The organism is Rhizobium sp. NXC24, assembly GCF_002944315.1.
In the GTDB taxonomy this organism is placed as follows: Bacteria; Pseudomonadota; Alphaproteobacteria; order Rhizobiales; family Rhizobiaceae; genus Rhizobium.
The window spans coordinates 1,135,672-1,152,183 of sequence record NZ_CP024311.1; the positions used below are offsets into that span (position 1 = coordinate 1,135,672).

Here is a 16,512-nt window from a genome sequence, read left to right on the forward strand (position 1 = left end):
GCGATCAGGCGATTAGATTGAGCCCGATGCCCCAGGGATCGCGCAGCGAAATCCCGCCGTCGCGTTTTTCCGTCTTGATCTCATGCGCATCGAGTGCGGCGACCGCCTTGTCGAGCGCGTCCTTGTCGTTGAAACGCAGGGTGTAATCGGAAAGGCCGGTCATATCCTTGGACCGGACGCCGGCGCCGCGGCTGTTCCAGGTATTGGCGCCGAGATGGTGGTGATAGCCGCCGGTTGCGAGGAAGGTCGCGCCGGGATAGCGCGCCGCCATGACGTTCATGCCCAGCACATCGCGGTAAAAGGCATTCGCCTCCGCAACGTCGCCGACCTGCAAATGGATATGGCCGATCGCCGAACCCTCGGCCATGCCATCCCAGCGATCCTGCGGCGCGCTTTCGTAAAGCTTCTGCAAATCGAGCCTGAGCGTCGCCATCTCGACCGTGCCATCGCTGTGGAATTTCCACTGTTCGTGCGGCCGGTCCGCATAGATCTCGATGCCGTTGCCCTCGGGGTCGGAAAGATAGATCGCCTCGCTGACGATGTGGTCGGACGCGCCTTCGAGACCTACGCCATTATGTGCGGCGTGCCGTAGCCAGCGAGCAAGCTCGATGCGATCGGGCATCAGAAAGGCGGTGTGGAACAAGCCCGCGGCGGTTTGCGGCGCTCGTTTGGCCGCACGATCCGTTGTCAGAACCAAAAGCGGCTGGCCGGCAACGCCCAACACCTCGCCGCTGGCCGTCTTTTCAATGACCCTGAGGCCAAGCATCTGCTGGTAGAAGCGCGACACCACCGCCAGATCGGTGACGATCAGGTGCGACTGGCCGACATAGGCGGGACGCGTAAGCGCATAGGAAAGGGCAGTTTCGGTCATGCGAGTGTTCCAACCTCAATATTCTGCAAGAGAGCAACCGGCGCGGCGGAGAAGACGTCGCCAATAGCAGGGCTTGAGAGCTTTCGCCGGTTGATGTGCCTCTTCAGAATTCAAGCCCGCTGTACTTGACCTAGATATGGCCGATTCCGATTGTTCACAGAAGGCCCGAAATTGCAGATTGAGCGTTCGCTGGTTGTTGACAGCCGCGCGATCAGCTCACCCGCCATTTACCAAGATTTACTTATATGTCCGTTTCACCCGCTTGTCTCCAACCCCTTGAGGTGCAACGATCAAAGGCGACGTCGAGCAATTGGAACACGCATGCATGCCCGAAATCAAAGGCATTCGTTGGGCCTATGACCGATATGAAGTGATCGTTGACAGCATCGTCAACGGGATTGGCGTCGTCTTTGCTTTGATCGGCGCGACCGTGTTGATCTTCTATGCGACGGTGTGGAGCTCCTATCGCGAGATCGCCGCCGCTTGGATCTATGGCGTCGGCCTCGTTCTGACGTTGGCCATGTCCTTTACCTACAATCTGTGGCCGGTGTCGCAGACGAAGTGGGTCCTGCGGCGTTTCGATCACTCGGCCATCTTCGTCTTGATCGCCGCCACCTATACGCCGTTCCTGGAGCGCGGCGCCGAGGATCCGCTGTTGTTTGCCATGCTGATTGCCATCTGGATTTTTGCCGGCTTCGGCATCGCGCTGAAATGCGTTTTCCCGGGGCGGTATGACCGGCTGGCGATCCTGCTTTATCTCGCCATGGGCTGGAGCGGTGTGCTGGTGGCAAGGTCCGTTTCCATGCATATACCCTACGCGTCGATGCTACTGATCGTCATCGGCGGCGTCATCTATTCGCTAGGCGTAATTTTCCATGTCTGGGAGAAGTTGCGCTTTCAGAACGCCATCTGGCATGGCTTCGTGCTCGCCGCCACCGCAGTGCATTATTCGGCGGTCCTGACCTGTTTCAGCCTGTCACCGGAAAACTCTTGAGATCTGCGTCGTCGGCGTGCATTTCCTCGTCGGCTGCAGGCTGCGCACCAGGCGCATGACGATGGCGTCGAAGCGCTGCATGTCCGTCTTGGGATAATCCATCTGGAAGAAGGCGGCGCCGCCATTGCAGAGTGCTACGCCGCGCACATAGACGATGCGGCCCTGCCTCGTACCCGAGAAGCTGATGCCGCGCGAGGTCGATTTCGAATAGGAAATCTGCCAGCCTTCGTCCTTGGCGATTGCGACGCGGACATTCGCTTCCGCCGAAAAGTCGCCATCGAGGATATTGGTGCCGAAAACAAGCAGCCGTGCCGACTGATCGGACGGCGTCAAGGTCAGTCCGTCGCCATTGTCCGAACGGGTCGAAAGGCGGAATTCCGAGGGTAGTTCGATTTCATAGCCAAACCGCGCATTGTCATAGGACCACCAGTCGGCAGCCAGTGCCGGCACAGCAGAAAAGAAAAGGAGGGCGGTCAGGCGCGCGAGCATTGCGGTTTCCGGGAGGCGGGATCTGCAAACCAGCTATGAATAGCGCATTTTTCAGCAGAAATTCCATAGTGATTCTAAGAATGATCAGAAAATAGCTTCAATTCGTTACGGTTTCATTGCGAGCCATGCAGGAATGGCGGATTTACTTCGTCAATATCGCGGAGTATGCCGCCATCGATGCCTTAAACGATTGGACAATTCGACTATGGACCAAGCCGTGCTGCTTCGCGACGCCACCGAGGCTGATCTGCCCGCGATTTGCGAGATCTACAACCACGCGGTCCTGCACACGACCGCGATCTGGAACGACACGTTGGTCGACGTCGATAACCGTATTGAATGGCTCAAAGCGCGCAAGGCGAGGGGCTTTCCGGTCATTGTCGCCGAGAAGGACGGGAACGTCGCCGGCTATGCCTCCTACGGCGATTGGCGTGCCTTCGACGGTTACCGGCATACGGTCGAAAATTCCGTTTATGTCGACAAGGATCATCGCGGCCTCGGTATCGGCGAGGGTTTGCTGCGCGAACTCGTCGCCCGTGCCGCCGAAGGCAATATCCACGTCATGATCGCCGCCATCGAAACCGGCAATACCACCTCCATCCGCCTGCATGAAAAACTCGGCTTCCGCATCGTCGGTCAGTTTTCAGAAGTCGGCACCAAGTTCGGCCGCTGGCTGGATCTGACCTGCATGGAGCTGCGCATAACGGTCTAGGGCGTGAACTCATTAACGGCTGGCAGACCGGGAAGTGAGACAGCGCGAGCGGAGGGCCGACTTTTCGGATAAAGTTCTCTTTCCGATCATCTGAGGGCGCTAAGATGTTGGCCTCTGACTTAACGAATTTTATCGAGCAGGATCATCTGGCTTTAGATGCTTTCGTGAAGGGCGATCCTGAGCCTCTGAAATATCTCTACTCGCGACGGGATGACGTCATTATCGCTAATCCGTTCGGGCCGCCGGCGAAGGGGTGGGAAAAAGCCGCCGCGACCATGGAACGGGCTGCAACCAATTATCGGGACGGCGAGGCCACCGGCTTTGAGCGCATCTCCGAGTACGCGACTGCGGACTTGGGGTACATCATTGAGGTCGAGCGGTTCCGATCCAAAGTCGGTGGTGGCGACAAACTGGTACCGATCGCGCTTCGGGTCACCACCATATTCCGGCGGGAAGAAGGCGCGTGGAGGATCGTCCTTCGTCACGCCGATCCGATAACCTCAGCCCGCCCGCCGGCATCCCTAGTCAGAGAGTAAAAGGGTTGCCGGACCCGGCTGGGACGGCCACGCCTAGCTCGCAGTCATTCCCGCGTCATAGCTTGACGCTATCCAAGCAACGGCAGATCTGAATCGTGATTTTCATCGCGGGTATCCTTCGTTGCATCCTCCGAAAATGCAGATAGCCGTCGTCGGCGCAGGGATTGTTGGGGCATCCATAGCCTATCACCTGGCACGCCGCGGGGCGCGAGTGCATTTGTTTGACGAGGGCCCGGCACCAGCCGCGGGCGTCACCGGCAAGGCCTTCGGCTGGGTCAACCTCATCAATGGCGACCCGACGGCAAATTACGCGAATTATCGCATCTGGCGCGAGGCGATCACTGAATATCAACGTTTGAAGGCCGCCCTTCCGAAGGCCCTGCAGCATGCGCGGACGGGTTCTCTGATTTGGCATCGGACGGCGGCGGAGACGGAGGCGTTGGTACGGGAGCATAAGGCTGCGGGTGCAACGGTTGAACTGGTGGATGCCAAGACGATCGCCTGGTGGGAGCCGGAGCTTCGCGAGGTGCCGGAATGCGCCGCCTTTTCTCCCGACGATCTCGCGCTGGATCCGGCACAGCTCGCGCGGACATTTGTAGACGCCGCGATCGCTTTCGGCGCTAAGGCGGATTTCGATCAGAGGATCGTCGCGCTCGAAACATCTGACAGCCGGATCACCGGTGTTCGGACGGCAGGGCAGGTCGTTTCGGCGGATGTCGTCGTGCTGGCTGCCGGCACATCGGTCGATGCGCTGATTTCGCCCTTGGGACTGGCGATCGGCGTCGAAAGCTCGCCCGCCGTGCTGATGCAATTTTCCGCTGACCGGCGCTTCCTCAATCGTATTTCTTCGCGGGCCGGGTTTGGAAATTCGTCAGCGGCCTGACCATTCGCTGGTCTCCGCCGCAAGCTGCAGGAGCGGCGCCGAAGAGGAGGCGCCGCTGGCGATCGGACATCGGGTGCTCGACGTGATGAGACGAAAGCTCGCTCTGCCCGATGGTGTCGAACTGCGGCAGGCAGCCGTTGGCTACCGCCCGGTCTTCGCCGATGGGTTTCCGAGGCTCGGCTTCTTGCCGGGCGTCGATGGCGCCTATGTCGCTGTCGCCCATCCCGGCGTCATCCTGGCGCCCTTGCTCGGCCGGTTGACGATGGAAGAGATCGTTGAGGGACAGCGATCGACGCTTGTACCGGGATTTAGCGCGGGCGTTTTTCACGGCAGCTAACGTGCCGCCTATTTCCCTGCCTCGAACACCATGGCGTGACCGTTGATGCAATAGCGCAGTCCGGTGGGTGGCGGGCCGTCGGGGAAGACATGCCCGAGATGGGCTTCGCAGGCGCCGCAGCGGATTTCCGTGCGCACCATGCCATAGGACTCGTCGCGATATTCCTTCACCGCCTCCGGCGAAACCGTTTCGAAATAGCTCGGCCAGCCGCAGCCGGCATCGAATTTCGTGTCCGAGCGGAAAAGTGGTGCGTTGCAGCAGACGCAGCGGTAGAGGCCGGTTTCGAATGAGTCCCAGTAGGGTCCCGTAAAGGCGCGCTCGGTGCCATGCTGCCGGGTGATGCGATATTGCTCCGGCGTCAGTTGTTCCCGCCATTCGGCATCGGTCTTCTCGATTTTAGGCCCTGTCATCGTAGCAGACATGAGTGTCATCCCTTTCCCATCACCCAATCTATTAGGCGAGCCCCGTTGTCGCAATGTGGTGCAGCCCGTCCCGTCTTCAACTATTCAGCCATGATGCCGAAGCCGATTCCAGTGGTTTACCCCTCGGTTTTTCTCGCGCGGGGCTTGAGGCAATCCAGCCTTTAGCCTATCCCAATGAAGACTTTCGGCTTTGCCGGACTCCGCGATCGTTCAGCAGGGAGAAGACATGGCCAGTGTCACCGGCCTGACATTCCTGGCTTTGTGTCTGCCCTTTCTCGGTGCGATCATTGCGCCTGCTGCCGTCCGCTATCTCGGCCACAACGCGGCCTGGCCGCTGGCGCTTTTCCCCGCACTCGCCTTTCTGCATTTCGCGGGTTTTCTTCCCGCTATCGCCGCCGGCCAGAATATCCAGGACGGCTTCGAGTGGGTGCCGAGCCTCGGCTTGCGCTTTTCCTGGCTGCTCGACGGCCTTTCGCTGACATTCGCGCTGCTTATCACCGGCATCGGCACACTGATCGTGCTTTATTCCGGCGGCTACCTGAAAGGACACGAAGATCAAGGCCGCTTCTTCTCCTTTATCTTCCTGTTCATGGGTTCGATGCTTGGCCTCGTCGTGTCGGACAGTTTCCTGACGCTGTTCGTTTTCTGGGAGCTGACCTCGATCACCTCCTTCCTGCTGATCGGCTTCGATCATCAGCGCGAGGCTGCGCGGCGGGCTGCCTTGCAGGCGCTGGTGGTCACCGGCGGGGGAGGGCTTCTGCTGCTCGCGGGCCTGTTGTTGATCTGGCAGATCACCGGTGCAGCGGACATGTCCGGCCTGTTGAAGACCGGTGGGATGCTGCGCGAAAGCCCGCTTTATCTTGCGGCGCTGATCTTAGTACTCGGCGGCGCCTTTACGAAATCCGCGCAATTCCCCTTCCATTTCTGGCTGCCGAACGCCATGGAGGCGCCGACGCCGGTGTCTGCCTATCTGCATTCTGCAACGATGGTGAAGGCCGGTGTCTACCTCGTGATGCGACTCAACCCCGTAATGGGTGACACAACAGCCTGGGAGACGATCCTGCCGGTTTTCGGTGGCATGACCCTGCTGGTGGGAACGCTGCTCGCCATCCGCCAGACCGATTTGAAGCTGAAGCTCGCCTATACGACGGTCTCTTCTCTCGGCTTGCTGGTATTGCTCACCGGTTTCGGTTCCGATTATGCCGTCGAGGCGGCCGCGCTCTATCTGGTGGCGCATTCGCTGTTTAAAGGCGCGCTCTTCATGGTCGCCGGCATCGTCGATCACGAGACGGGCACGCGCGACATTACCCATCTCGGCGGTTTGCGCAACGCCATGCCGTTGACCTTTGCGGTGGCGCTGGCGGCTGCATTTTCCATGGGCGGCCTGCCGCCCGCCTTCGGCTTTCTGGCTAAGGAGGAGATCTATGCCGCGTTGGCCCAAGTTTTCCCCTGGCCGATCCTTCTGGCAGTCGTTGCGATTGTCGGTAACGCGCTAATGTTCTCTATCGCCTTCGCCGTGGCGCTGAAGCCGTTTATCGGCGCGCGGGTCGAAACGCCGAAACATCCGCACGAGGCGCCGCCGCTGCTCCTGCTTGGCCCGTTTGTCCTTGCCGTTCTCGGACTAGCCGCAGCCATGGTCTCCGGCTTTTGGCACGTCTACATCTCCTCGCCGATGGCAAGTGCCGTCGGTGGCAAGGCAATGGAGATATCGGTCTCGCTCGCTCCGCATTTTGGTGCACCCTTGGCCCTGTCCGCTCTGACCGTGCTGATCGGTGCCTTCATCTATTGGAAGCTCGATCGCGCCCGCTTCCTGATGGCGGTGGTGCTGCGCAAACTCGGGCCGGGACCCGATCGCGGCTTCGATGCCCTCATCTCGGGGCTGGTGCGCCTGTCGCATGCCGTCTCCCGCTTTCTGCAGCCGGGCCGGCTGGAGATCTACGTCACCGTCACCTTCCTTTGCCTTGCCGCAATGCTGCTGGTGCCGCCGGTGCTCCATGGCGAGTTGCCGGTCGTCCCCTCATGGCCCGACATGCAGTGGCATGAGGCGGCGATTTTCCTCATCGCCGTCATTGGTCTTGCGGCCGTCGTCTCGGCGCGCGACCGGCTGACGGCGATCGTTTCGCTCGGCATTCAGGGTTTTGCCGTCGCCGTCATCTTCCTGCTCTTCGGCGCGCCGGATCTGTCTTTCACGCAGTTCATGGTCGAGACGCTCTCCGTCGTCATCCTGGCGCTGGTAATGACGCGACTGCGCCTGTCGCCCGCCGATCGCCGTCCGCCGTTGCAGAGGCTCTTGCATGCGGCGCTTGCCATCGCCTGTGGCCTCGGTTTCGGATTGCTGCTCTTGAAGGCCACGCAAACGCCTTTCGACCTGACGCTGACGGCGTTTTTCAATCATTATTCAAAGCTGATCGCCCATGGTGCCAATGTCGTCAACGTGATCATCGTCGATTTCCGCGGCACGGATACGCTCGGCGAAATCGCCGTCGTCACCATCACTGGCCTCGCCATCCTGGCGCTGATCCGCATCCGCGCCGGCGGTGAGCGCAAGCTTGCGGCCAACGACCCCGACGTGGAAGAGGTAATGGAGGCCGAGCGTCCATGAACACCGTCATCTTCCGTACCGCCGCGCCTTTCCTGACCGCTTTGATGCTGCTCTTCTCCGTCTTCGTGCTGCTGCGCGGCCACAATGAGCCCGGCGGAGGCTTCATCGGCGGATTGATCGCGGCCTCCGCGCTGGCGATTTATGGCATTGCCTGCGGTGTGACGGCGGTGCGCCGGGCCATTATCTTCCATCCGTTGACGATTGCCAGTTTCGGCCTGCTGGCCTCGACGGTTGCCGGGTTGCTGTCGGTCTTCTCTCGCGTGCCTTTCATGACCGGGCTCTGGATCTATCCGCATCTCTTTGGCGTCGAGGTGCCGCTCTCGAGCGTCATGCTGTTCGATGCCGGCGTCTATCTGGTCGTCGTCGGCGCCATCACCTCGATCGCGCTGGCGCTCGAAGAGCGGGAGGCGGAGTGATGGAGGTGGTCTTCGCAATGCTCGTCGGCCTGTTCTTCGCCGCTGCGATCTATCTGATGCTGTCGAAGTTTTCGATCCGCATCATGCTCGGCATCGCCATCCTCGGAAACGCCGTCAACCTGCTGCTTTTCACCGCCGGCCGGGTAACGCGCGAAGTGCCGCCGATCATCCCGTCGGGCGCTGACACGCTCAATGCGGATGCCGCCAACCCGCTGCCGCAGGCCCTGATCCTGACGGCAATCGTCATATCGTTCTCTTTCCTCGCCTTCCTGCTGGTGCTGACCTATCGGGCCTATCAGGACCTGAAGACCGACAATACCGGCGAGATGCGTGTGGCAGAACCGAAAAAGCGGCCGCTGCCGCCCCTGGGGTATTAGCAGCATGGCGGCCCCGACCAGCATCGCTGTCGATTTTTCCGCTGCGCTGGTGTCGGTGCCAGTGCAGGCCGGTCATTGGCTGGTGATCCTGCCGGTGGCCCTGTGTATTGGCCTCGGCGCGATTTTGATGATGTTTCGCGACCGCACTGCCATGCACGGCTGGATCGCCATTCCCGGCCTGGTACTGCTGGTGCTGATCGACGCGGCTCTGCTTTATAGGGTCGCTAACGAAGGGCCAGTGACCATGGTCATGGGCCGCTGGCTGCCGCCTTTCGGCATTGCCTTCAGCGTCGATCTTCTCGGCGCGGTGATGGCGCTGGCGGCGGCGGTCGTGGTGCTTGCAGCGAGCCTTTATGCGCTCGGCGAGATTACGGTCAGCGGCCGCCGCTACGGCTTCTTTCCGTTCCTCATGCTGCTGCTTGCGGGCGTGAGCGGGGCATTTCTGACCGGCGACGTCTTCAATCTCTACGTCTGGTTCGAAGTACTGCTGATTTCCTCTTTCGGCCTGCTGATCCTCGGCTCGGAGCGTGAGCAGATCGATGGCGCTTTGAAATATGCGGTGCTGAACCTCATCGCCACCACGCTGTTTCTCGTGTCCGTCGGCTATGTCTACGCCATCTTCGGCACGCTCAACATGGCCGATATCGCGATGAAGGCGAGGGCGCCCGGCAACGAGGCGCCGCTGATGACGCTCGCCGGCCTCTTTCTCCTCGCTTTCGGCATGAAGGCCGCGGCCTTCCCGGTCAATTTCTGGCTGCCCGCGTCCTATCATACGCCACGCATCACCGTCTCGGCGCTTTTCGCCGGCCTGCTCACCAAGGTCGGCATCTATGCGCTGATCAGGGTGCTGGTCATGCTGCTGCCGGTCGAACGCGCTGGGCTCGGCCCGGTCACCACGGTCATTGCCATTGCGACGATGCTGACCGGCGTACTCGGCGCGCTCGGCGAAAGCGATATCCGCCGCCTGTTCGGCTATGTCGTCATTTCCGGCATCGGCACGATGCTGGCCGGCGTCGCGATTGGCAGCGCCAGCGGCCTCAGCGGGGCGATCTTCTATGCACTGCATTCGATGGTGCTGATGACGGCGCTCTATCTGCTGGCAGGCCAAGCGGCCCGGCTCGGCGGCAGCTTTTCGCTTGCTACCCTCGGCGGGCTTTACCGGCAAAGCGGCTGGTTCGCAGGTCTGTCACTGGTGCTGTTTTTCGCCGCTTGCGGCCTGCCGCCATTTTCGGGCTTCTGGCCCAAGGTCGTCTTGGTGAAGGCGGCGCTCGATGCGGGCGCCTGGTGGATCGCGGCAGCGATCCTGTTGACGGGCTTTCTCACCACCATCGTCTTCGGCCGCGTCTTTCTCCTCGCCTATTGGCGTCCAAGATCGGCGCAGGATGCTGCTGTGCCGCAGCCGATCGCCTGGCAGGCCGGCTTGCCGCTGGTCGCCCTCGCAGCCTTGGTCATAGGGTTTGGTCTGTTTCCCGAGCGGTTGCTGCATCTGACGCAGCTTGCCGCCGGCGGTCTCGAAGATCCTTCCGCCTATCTGCACTCCGTCTTTGCGGGGGCTGGAGGCGCACAATGATCCTGCTCGTCTTCAACCTGCTGCTCGCCATTGTCTGGGTCGCCATCACCGGCAGCGCCTCCTTCCTCAATCTTGTCCTTGGTTTTGTCCTCTCGGCACTCGCCCTGGCAATGATTCGGGAATCCCATGGCGGCGTCCTCTATCTCGAGCGCCTCAGGCGGATTCTGGCGCTGTTGCTGCTGTTCCTGCGTGAACTCGCCAAATCCGCATGGGCCGTTGCGGTAACCGTCATGAGCCCCAAAATGGATGTGAAGCCCGGCATCTTCGCTTTTCCGCTGACTGTCGACCGCGATTTCGAGATCACCCTGCTCGCTAATCTCATCACGTTGACGCCCGGTACGCTCTCCGTCGACGTTTCCGACGACCGCAAGACTCTCTATGTGCATGCGCTCGACTGCTCCGACCCCGAAATGTTGAAGCGCGGCATAGCCGATGGCTTCGAGCGCCGAATCATGGAGGCTTTCCGATGATCGCAGCTTCCATCGTGTCCGCCGCCGCCATGGTGTCGCTTGTTATTCTCAGCCTGGCCTTCCTGTTCACCGTCTTTCGCGTGGTAATCGGTCCGACTTTGCCCGATCGGGTGCTGGCGCTCGATATGCTGGTGGCCGTCGCCATCGGCTTCATTGCCGTCATCGCCATCAAGACGGGCTTCACACTCTATATCGACATCGCCATCTCTCTCGGACTTGTCGGCTTCCTCGCTACCGTCGCCTTTGCCCGGTTCATCCTGACCCACAGTGCATCGACGCAAGCCGAACGGCAACCATTGGCGCCGATTGCGGCCGCGAGGAAGCCGGTTCGCAAGAATGGCCGTCGCAAGAAGGGAAAGCGGTAATGGAATTGGTCGCCGCCATCGTTGTCGCCTTCCTGCTCCTGGCGGGCGCATTGTTTTCGCTGGTCGCGTCGATCGGTATCGTCCGCCTGCCGGATCTCTATAGCCGTATGCACGCCGCTTCGAAGGCTGGCACGGTTGGTTCCGGCCTGTTGCTACTTGCAGTCGGTTTTCACTCGCAGGATCTGCCGATATTGGCGCGGGCACTGGCCGGTTTCGTGTTCTTCATCTTGACTGCGCCGATTTCTGCCCATCTTCTCGCCCGTGCCGCTCACAAGGCGGGCCACCGGCTGATGCCACCGTCGGTGCGCGATGATCTTTCGAAAGGCCGAGTAGAGGGGCGTTCTTACAAAATGAAAAGCTAACAAACGCTTGGATTGCCAGAAAAGTGAATACAAATTCTCGTCGTTAGTTACCTATTTTTAATAGATGAGAAATTTGCAAAGAAATGATAGAATTAAAAACTGGACATTTGGAGAAAGAGTGGTAATCCAGATTCAAGTAGAGTTCTGATGTTGAGTTAGTCTCAACCGGCTTTAAGTGCCCGATGCTTTGATCTTTCTTTCAAACAACGGCGGGCAAAACTTTCTTCCGGTTAAGGATTGACGGACCTACCTCCGTCATCACTGATTCTATCGTCAGGCGGTATAAAAACGGGTTTCGTTGCACGAAGTCTAGGGGTGGATTTCGTATTGCGGGCAATTTGGCATGAAATGCCCCGTTTTTTTGCTGATTGCTGCTACGAATACGGGCAATGCCGTTCGCGGTATGTCCAGCTCATACATTTCGAAAATCGAAATGATTATGCGCAACGTCTAAAGTAATGCTGTGTTTTACGTGTTCCGTTGGAGGCGTAGCGCAGTAGGCAAGCCGATGAACAGGAGAACAAAATGACAGATACGGCCCTTGGCAATGGCCAGGATTTGCTGGTTGAGCTAACCGCCGACATCGTGGCGGCGTATGTCAGCAATCATGTAGTCCCGGTCAGCGACCTTCCGAATCTGATTTCCGACGTACATTCCGCCTTGAGCAACACCTCGGCTCCGGCCCCCGCCGTTACCGTGGTTGAAAAGCAGAAGCCGGCCGTATCCGTTCGTAAATCGGTACAGGACGATCAGATCACCTGCCTGGAATGCGGCGGCAGCTTCAAGTCGTTGAAGCGCCACCTGATGACCCATCACAGTCTTTCGCCTGAAGAATATCGTGAGAAGTGGGATTTGGCGGCCGACTACCCGATGGTTGCGCCCGCCTATGCCGAAGCTCGTTCGCGTCTCGCGAAGGAGATGGGCCTTGGCCAGCGCCGCAAGCGCGGTAGCCGCTAAATTCCCAAATCGACGACACCATCAAAAAACCCGGCTTTCGAGCCGGGTTTTGTCGTTTCACCAGCGTGGCAGATTCTATGCGGCGGCGCGTACTATCGCCTCTTCGCGGATACGCTTGATCATCGAGCGCAATCCGTTGGCGCGCTGCGAGGAAAGGTGTTCGACCAGGCCGATCTTGCCGAAGACGTCGAGAGCATCGAGCGCGGCGATCTCGGAGGCCGGTTTACCGGAATAAGTGGCGAGCACGATCGCCACCAGCCCGCGCACGATATGCGCATCCGAATCACCTTCGAAGGTCAGGACCGGATTTTCCAGATCGCCCGCTGTGTGCGTTACCAGCCAGACCTGGCTGGCGCAGCCCTGCACCTTGTTTTCCAGCGTCCGCTTCTCTTCCGGCAAATCCGGCAGCGCTTTGCCGAGCTCGATCACATAGCGATAACGGTCCTCCCAGTCGTCCAGGAAGGTGAAATCCTCTATGATCTGTTCAAGCGTCGCCATCAAGCCGGTCCAATTATCCACTTGCTTGGATATAGGTGAAAAGGTCGATGATTTGAACCCATGACAAAAAAGAACGCCGCGAGCGATGGCAAGCTCACGGCGCATAAGGGGGAGGCATCGATGGAAACGGAGATCAGGTTCGCGGCTTCGGCAGCGGCACCGGAATATAAGAGGGCAGCTTGACAGTGCCGGTAACGACCGCGTCGGCCGTCTCGACGTTGATCGGGCGCTTGGCGGGCATCGGCTGTGCCTCGGCGGCGACCAGCTCACGGTTGACGACGGGGGCAGTCACAGCCTGGTTGGCGGCCGCCTGCTCGCCGGACTTATCGTCCTTGAAGTGCTGACCCAGAAGATCGTAAGCGACGCGGGCACCGTCACGGGCCTGATAGCCGAGCGCGGTCAGCGTCTCGCCGCCTTTCTGGCAGACATCGGGTTTTTCCGCGCACATGGCGCCGACATATTGCATGACGCCACTCGCGGCCGACAGCGCATCGGAAACCTGTACCTTCGGTTCGTCGGCCGACCGCGGAGCGCCGTCAGGCTTGGCGAAGATCGGCAGGAACATGAGAACCAGTGAAAACCAGAACCCCGCTCTAATGAGAAACCACATTGCCTTGCCCATCCTTTATTTCGTTCGGTCTTATCGCCGATCGAAGTCGTTTATCTGATGTTGCTCAGACCCTATCCGACAGAGGACAACACCCCTTTTCAAAACTTGGATGCATTTTCGGCAAATTTGATTCAAATTGTAGCAATTGGCATTTCAAGCTCATTTGTGTCGAATTGTAGCGATTGCTGTTAAGTATGTCTCGGCCGATCTGCCTGATATCCCGGGGCTTGCGGGCGTCGACGTCGGCGCAAAGGTTAACGTGTGACGGAAATCTAAATAAAATCCGCTGCTTACCCGCTGTTAACCACAAAAACCAAAGGTCTCGCCATGTGCGCCAAAACGAGATTTTCGAGCTTTTTCGACCGATCCACGCGCCCGTTCTTTATTCTTTCCTTAAGTCGCGAAGGCCTATTGTGCGGTTGAATAACTGACCGTTTGTGCGGGTTTTGGTGTGCGCGTATTGAGTAACATTGCTGGCAGGGCTGGAGCCCTCGTGGACCGGGCAGGCGGAAGCTGGCTCTCCCGGACAAGCGGGAATGGTGAAGTCCGTGAACAGGAACTGGCGATCCTGCGCCGGCTCGCGCTCGCCTCCTCTGCAGCTCTTTTCGTCGTTCCCACAGTGCTCTCCTTCATCACCAGTCCCGCCGTGGCGCTCCCGGTCGGCGTTGCCACCGTCTGCGCCGGTTTTCTGTTTTCCGCCGTCGGCAGTATTGCTCTGTCGCGCCAGCGTCCCGCCTCCGGGCCGGTCGAAGCCGTCGTCGTCGAGCATCGCGATCTGATGCTGGAAGCGGCTAGCGGTCTTGTTCTCCTGTTCGATCCGCAGGGCAGCGTTACCGCTGTCGGCGGCCGCGATCGCGCCGAATTCCTGAACTGGATGCGCGACCCCTCCGGTCGCGGCTTTGTCGAACAGGTGCATGTCTCCGACCGCATCCTCTTTCTGCAGGCGGTCGACAGGCTTCGCCAGGGCCGTGAAGCCCTCGGCGTCGATTTGCGCCTGGAACGTTCGGCCGTTGTCGAGGGCAACGACCAGTTCGTCTATATCCGCATGGAAATGACTGCGCGACGCGACGGCGAGGGCCGGTTGACCGGGATCGTCAGCCAGTCGCGTGATATTTCCTACGATCAGCAGCTTCGCGACCAGGCCGCACGCAAGGCGGCGGAGGCGGAATCCGCCAATGACGCCAAGTCGCGCTTCCTCGCCGCGGTCAGCCACGAGCTGCGCACGCCGCTCAACGCCATCCTCGGCTTTTCCGATATCCTCAGCGGCGAATATTTCGGCAAGCTCGAGAACAACCGCCAGCGCGAATATGTCGGCCTGATCCGCCAGTCCGGCGCGCATCTGCTCTCCGTCGTCAACACCATGCTCGACATGAGCAAGATCGAGGCGGGCCGCTACGAACTTCTGCTCGAGCCTTTCCCCATCGAAGCCTCCATCGGTGCTTGCGAGGCCATGCTGGCTCTGCAGGCCAAGGAGAAGGGGCTGACATTGACGAGCCGGGTGCAGCGGGGCCTCGGCGATATCGTCGCCGACCAGCGCGCCATCCAGCAGATACTCATCAATCTCGTCGGCAATGCCATCAAGTTCACCGATGCGGGCGGCGCCGTCACCATCGATGCGGCCATGACCGACGGAATGCTGAAGTTGTCGGTAAGCGACACCGGCATCGGCATCGCCAGCGAGCGTCTCGCTTCGCTGGGCCAGCCTTTCGTGCAGATCCAGAATGATTATACCCGCCGCTATGCCGGCACCGGGCTGGGCCTGTCGCTGGTCAAGGGCCTGGTGGCGCTGCATGGTGGCAGCTTCGCCATTGCCAGTGCGCCAGGTGAGGGCACGGTCATCACGATCCTTATCCCGTTTGACGGTTCCGGCGCTGTAGCGGTGCAGCCGGCTGTGGATGTCGGTCGCACGGTCGATTTTCCGCCACGTCTGAAACATAGTCTGGAGATGAACGAGAAGCGAAAAGAGGAAGAGGTGAATGGCCCCGCAAAAGCGAAAATCGCCTAAGGGAAAGGGCAGGGCCAGGCGAAAGCAGCCCGGCTTTGCTTCCCGGGGGGCGGTTGCCGTCGGCAGCCTCGGCCTGCGCGGTGCCGGCGCGCTGGGCGGCCTCGGTGTGCGTGGCGTCGGTGCCTTGGCCGCTTTATGCGGCGGCGTTGTCGGCCGGCATCCGGCCGCCGCCGCCGGAGTCGCAATCTTCTTCGCGGTCTTTGGTTTCGTGACGGCCAATGCGCTCTGGTATCAGTCGGGCGCACACCCGTCGCCACTGCTGCGCACGCGGGATCCCAACTCTCCCTATCAGATCCCCGGCCGCAAGCCCTTCCTGCATGCGCAGCAGACCGATACCGGCAACGTCACCACGTTCCGCATCGAGCGGCAGGACACAATGGCGAATGCCGCAGCACCTTCCCCACAGGTTCGGACCGCCAGCCTGCCGGCGACGCAAACGCCGGCAGCGGCGACCACGACACCATCGAAGCTGGTTGCCGACGTGCAGAGCGAACTGATCCACCGCGGCCTCTATGACGGCACCGCAGACGGTGTCATCGGCTCGCGCACGACAGCCGCTATCCTGTTCTTCCAGGAAGCGTCCGGCCTGGCGCAGACTGGGGTCGCAACTCCGGAACTGCTGGCCGCGCTGAAGGCCAATGATCCCGGCACCCACGCCAGCTCCAAGACGAGCGTTGCGGCCGTCCCGTCGGAGCGGCCCATCAATGTCTCGGCCAACGCTTCCACCATCGATCCCATCGCCGCCGCCATTCAGAGCGCGGAGAAGGATATCAAGACGAGCGCCGCCCCCCGGAGCGGGCCAAGCGACGTCGTCAACACCGTCAACATGGTGATGCAGATCCAGAAGGGCCTGAGCAACATCGCCTATACCAATGTCAGCGTCGACGGCGTAGCCGGCGAACAGACCAAGGCCGCCATCCGCCGGTTTCAGAAGCACTACCGGCTGCCGGAAACCGGCGAGCCCGACATGGCGGTCTTGAAGAAACTGCAGGACATCGGCGCGCTTTAATCTTCCCCCTTGATTGCTTCGCGCCCA

20 protein-coding genes are annotated in these 16,512 nt (G+C 60.3%); 15 read left to right on the forward strand and 5 right to left on the reverse strand.

Annotated features, from left to right (window positions below):
* Positions 1–4: 4 nt before the first annotated feature.
* Positions 5–871 (reverse strand): VOC family protein, encoded by an 867-nt coding sequence (locus tag NXC24_RS05685; RefSeq protein ID WP_104822419.1) that lies wholly within the window; start codon positions 869–871, stop codon positions 5–7.
* 325 nt (positions 872–1,196) lie between these two features.
* Between NXC24_RS05685 and NXC24_RS05690 the strand changes: the two genes are divergently transcribed.
* The gene (locus NXC24_RS05690) at positions 1,197–1,865 is read left to right on the forward strand and encodes a hemolysin III family protein (protein WP_104822420.1); all 669 of its coding nucleotides are present in this window, start codon (positions 1,197–1,199) and stop codon (positions 1,863–1,865) included.
* Here the strand turns inward: NXC24_RS05690 and NXC24_RS05695 are convergent.
* Positions 1,848–2,354, reverse strand: a complete 507-nt coding sequence (locus tag NXC24_RS05695; protein WP_245463937.1) for a hypothetical protein — start codon at positions 2,352–2,354, stop codon at positions 1,848–1,850. The genes NXC24_RS05690 and NXC24_RS05695 overlap by 18 nt on opposite strands.
* Positions 2,355–2,559: 205 nt before the next feature.
* On the opposite strand from NXC24_RS05695, the gene NXC24_RS05700 reads away from it, so the two are divergent.
* The 4 genes from NXC24_RS05700 to NXC24_RS36165 all read left to right on the forward strand — a co-directional run bounded on the left by NXC24_RS05700 (position 2,560) and on the right by NXC24_RS36165 (position 4,822).
* Positions 2,560–3,066, forward strand: a complete 507-nt coding sequence (locus tag NXC24_RS05700; protein ID WP_104822421.1) for a GNAT family N-acetyltransferase — start codon at positions 2,560–2,562, stop codon at positions 3,064–3,066.
* Between the two features lie 104 nt (positions 3,067–3,170).
* Positions 3,171–3,602, forward strand: coding sequence for a nuclear transport factor 2 family protein (locus NXC24_RS05705; protein ID WP_104822422.1), 432 nt, complete (start codon positions 3,171–3,173; stop codon positions 3,600–3,602).
* Between the two features lie 136 nt (positions 3,603–3,738).
* Positions 3,739–4,485, forward strand: coding sequence for an FAD-dependent oxidoreductase (locus NXC24_RS05710; protein WP_104822423.1), 747 nt, complete (start codon positions 3,739–3,741; stop codon positions 4,483–4,485).
* Entirely contained in the window at positions 4,463–4,822 is a 360-nt protein-coding gene (locus NXC24_RS36165) for an FAD-dependent oxidoreductase (RefSeq protein WP_104822424.1), read from the forward strand. Before NXC24_RS05710 ends, NXC24_RS36165 begins: the two co-directional genes overlap by 23 nt.
* An 8-nt stretch (positions 4,823–4,830) precedes the next feature.
* Here NXC24_RS36165 and msrB read toward each other — a convergent pair whose 3' ends face one another.
* Positions 4,831–5,244: a peptide-methionine (R)-S-oxide reductase MsrB gene (gene msrB, locus NXC24_RS05720; RefSeq protein ID WP_104825028.1), complete on the reverse strand. Its 414-nt coding sequence runs from the start codon at positions 5,242–5,244 to the stop codon at positions 4,831–4,833.
* 226 nt (positions 5,245–5,470) lie between these two features.
* Between msrB and NXC24_RS05725 the strand changes: the two genes are divergently transcribed.
* The 8 genes from NXC24_RS05725 (at position 5,471) to NXC24_RS05760 (ending at position 12,363) form a co-directional block, all read left to right on the forward strand.
* A complete protein-coding gene (locus NXC24_RS05725) occupies positions 5,471–7,846 on the forward strand; it encodes a putative monovalent cation/H+ antiporter subunit A (RefSeq protein ID WP_104822425.1) in 2,376 nt (791 codons plus the stop codon).
* Complete coding sequence (locus NXC24_RS05730) at positions 7,843–8,262, forward strand: Na(+)/H(+) antiporter subunit B (protein ID WP_104822426.1); 420 nt, start codon at positions 7,843–7,845, stop codon at positions 8,260–8,262. The genes NXC24_RS05725 and NXC24_RS05730 overlap by 4 nt, the downstream gene beginning before the upstream one ends.
* The gene (locus tag NXC24_RS05735; protein ID WP_104822427.1) at positions 8,262–8,639 is read left to right on the forward strand and encodes a Na+/H+ antiporter subunit C; all 378 of its coding nucleotides are present in this window, start codon (positions 8,262–8,264) and stop codon (positions 8,637–8,639) included. Before NXC24_RS05730 ends, NXC24_RS05735 begins: the two co-directional genes overlap by 1 nt.
* Positions 8,640–8,643: 4 nt before the next feature.
* Positions 8,644–10,209: a Na+/H+ antiporter subunit D gene (locus tag NXC24_RS05740; protein ID WP_104822428.1), complete on the forward strand. Its 1,566-nt coding sequence runs from the start codon at positions 8,644–8,646 to the stop codon at positions 10,207–10,209.
* Positions 10,206–10,679, forward strand: coding sequence for a Na+/H+ antiporter subunit E (locus NXC24_RS05745; RefSeq protein ID WP_104822429.1), 474 nt, complete (start codon positions 10,206–10,208; stop codon positions 10,677–10,679). The genes NXC24_RS05740 and NXC24_RS05745 overlap by 4 nt, the downstream gene beginning before the upstream one ends.
* Positions 10,676–11,044, forward strand: coding sequence for a cation:proton antiporter (locus tag NXC24_RS05750; RefSeq protein WP_104822430.1), 369 nt, complete (start codon positions 10,676–10,678; stop codon positions 11,042–11,044). Before NXC24_RS05745 ends, NXC24_RS05750 begins: the two co-directional genes overlap by 4 nt.
* Positions 11,044–11,406 carry a monovalent cation/H(+) antiporter subunit G gene (gene mnhG, locus NXC24_RS05755; protein WP_104822431.1) on the forward strand — a complete coding sequence of 121 codons (363 nt, stop codon included), beginning with the start codon at positions 11,044–11,046 and terminating at the stop codon, positions 11,404–11,406. The genes NXC24_RS05750 and mnhG overlap by 1 nt, the downstream gene beginning before the upstream one ends.
* 525 nt (positions 11,407–11,931) lie before the next feature.
* Positions 11,932–12,363 carry a MucR family transcriptional regulator gene (locus tag NXC24_RS05760; RefSeq protein ID WP_104822432.1) on the forward strand — a complete coding sequence of 144 codons (432 nt, stop codon included), beginning with the start codon at positions 11,932–11,934 and terminating at the stop codon, positions 12,361–12,363.
* 75 nt (positions 12,364–12,438) lie between these two features.
* On the opposite strand, the gene NXC24_RS05765 is transcribed toward NXC24_RS05760, so the two are convergent.
* Together NXC24_RS05765 and NXC24_RS05770 are read right to left on the reverse strand one after the other, a co-directional pair.
* Complete coding sequence (locus tag NXC24_RS05765) at positions 12,439–12,861, reverse strand: SufE family protein (protein WP_104822433.1); 423 nt, start codon at positions 12,859–12,861, stop codon at positions 12,439–12,441.
* Positions 12,862–12,994: 133 nt separating this feature from the next.
* Complete coding sequence (locus NXC24_RS05770) at positions 12,995–13,471, reverse strand: DUF5330 domain-containing protein (RefSeq protein WP_104825029.1); 477 nt, start codon at positions 13,469–13,471, stop codon at positions 12,995–12,997.
* A 451-nt stretch (positions 13,472–13,922) separates the two neighbouring features.
* On the opposite strand from NXC24_RS05770, the gene NXC24_RS05775 reads away from it, so the two are divergent.
* Together NXC24_RS05775 and NXC24_RS05780 are read left to right on the forward strand one after the other, a co-directional pair.
* A complete protein-coding gene (locus NXC24_RS05775; RefSeq protein WP_104822434.1) occupies positions 13,923–15,476 on the forward strand; it encodes an ATP-binding protein in 1,554 nt (517 codons plus the stop codon).
* Positions 15,448–16,485: a peptidoglycan-binding domain-containing protein gene (locus NXC24_RS05780; RefSeq protein ID WP_104822435.1), complete on the forward strand. Its 1,038-nt coding sequence runs from the start codon at positions 15,448–15,450 to the stop codon at positions 16,483–16,485. The genes NXC24_RS05775 and NXC24_RS05780 overlap by 29 nt, the downstream gene beginning before the upstream one ends.
* The last annotated feature ends 27 nt before the right edge of the window (positions 16,486–16,512 follow it).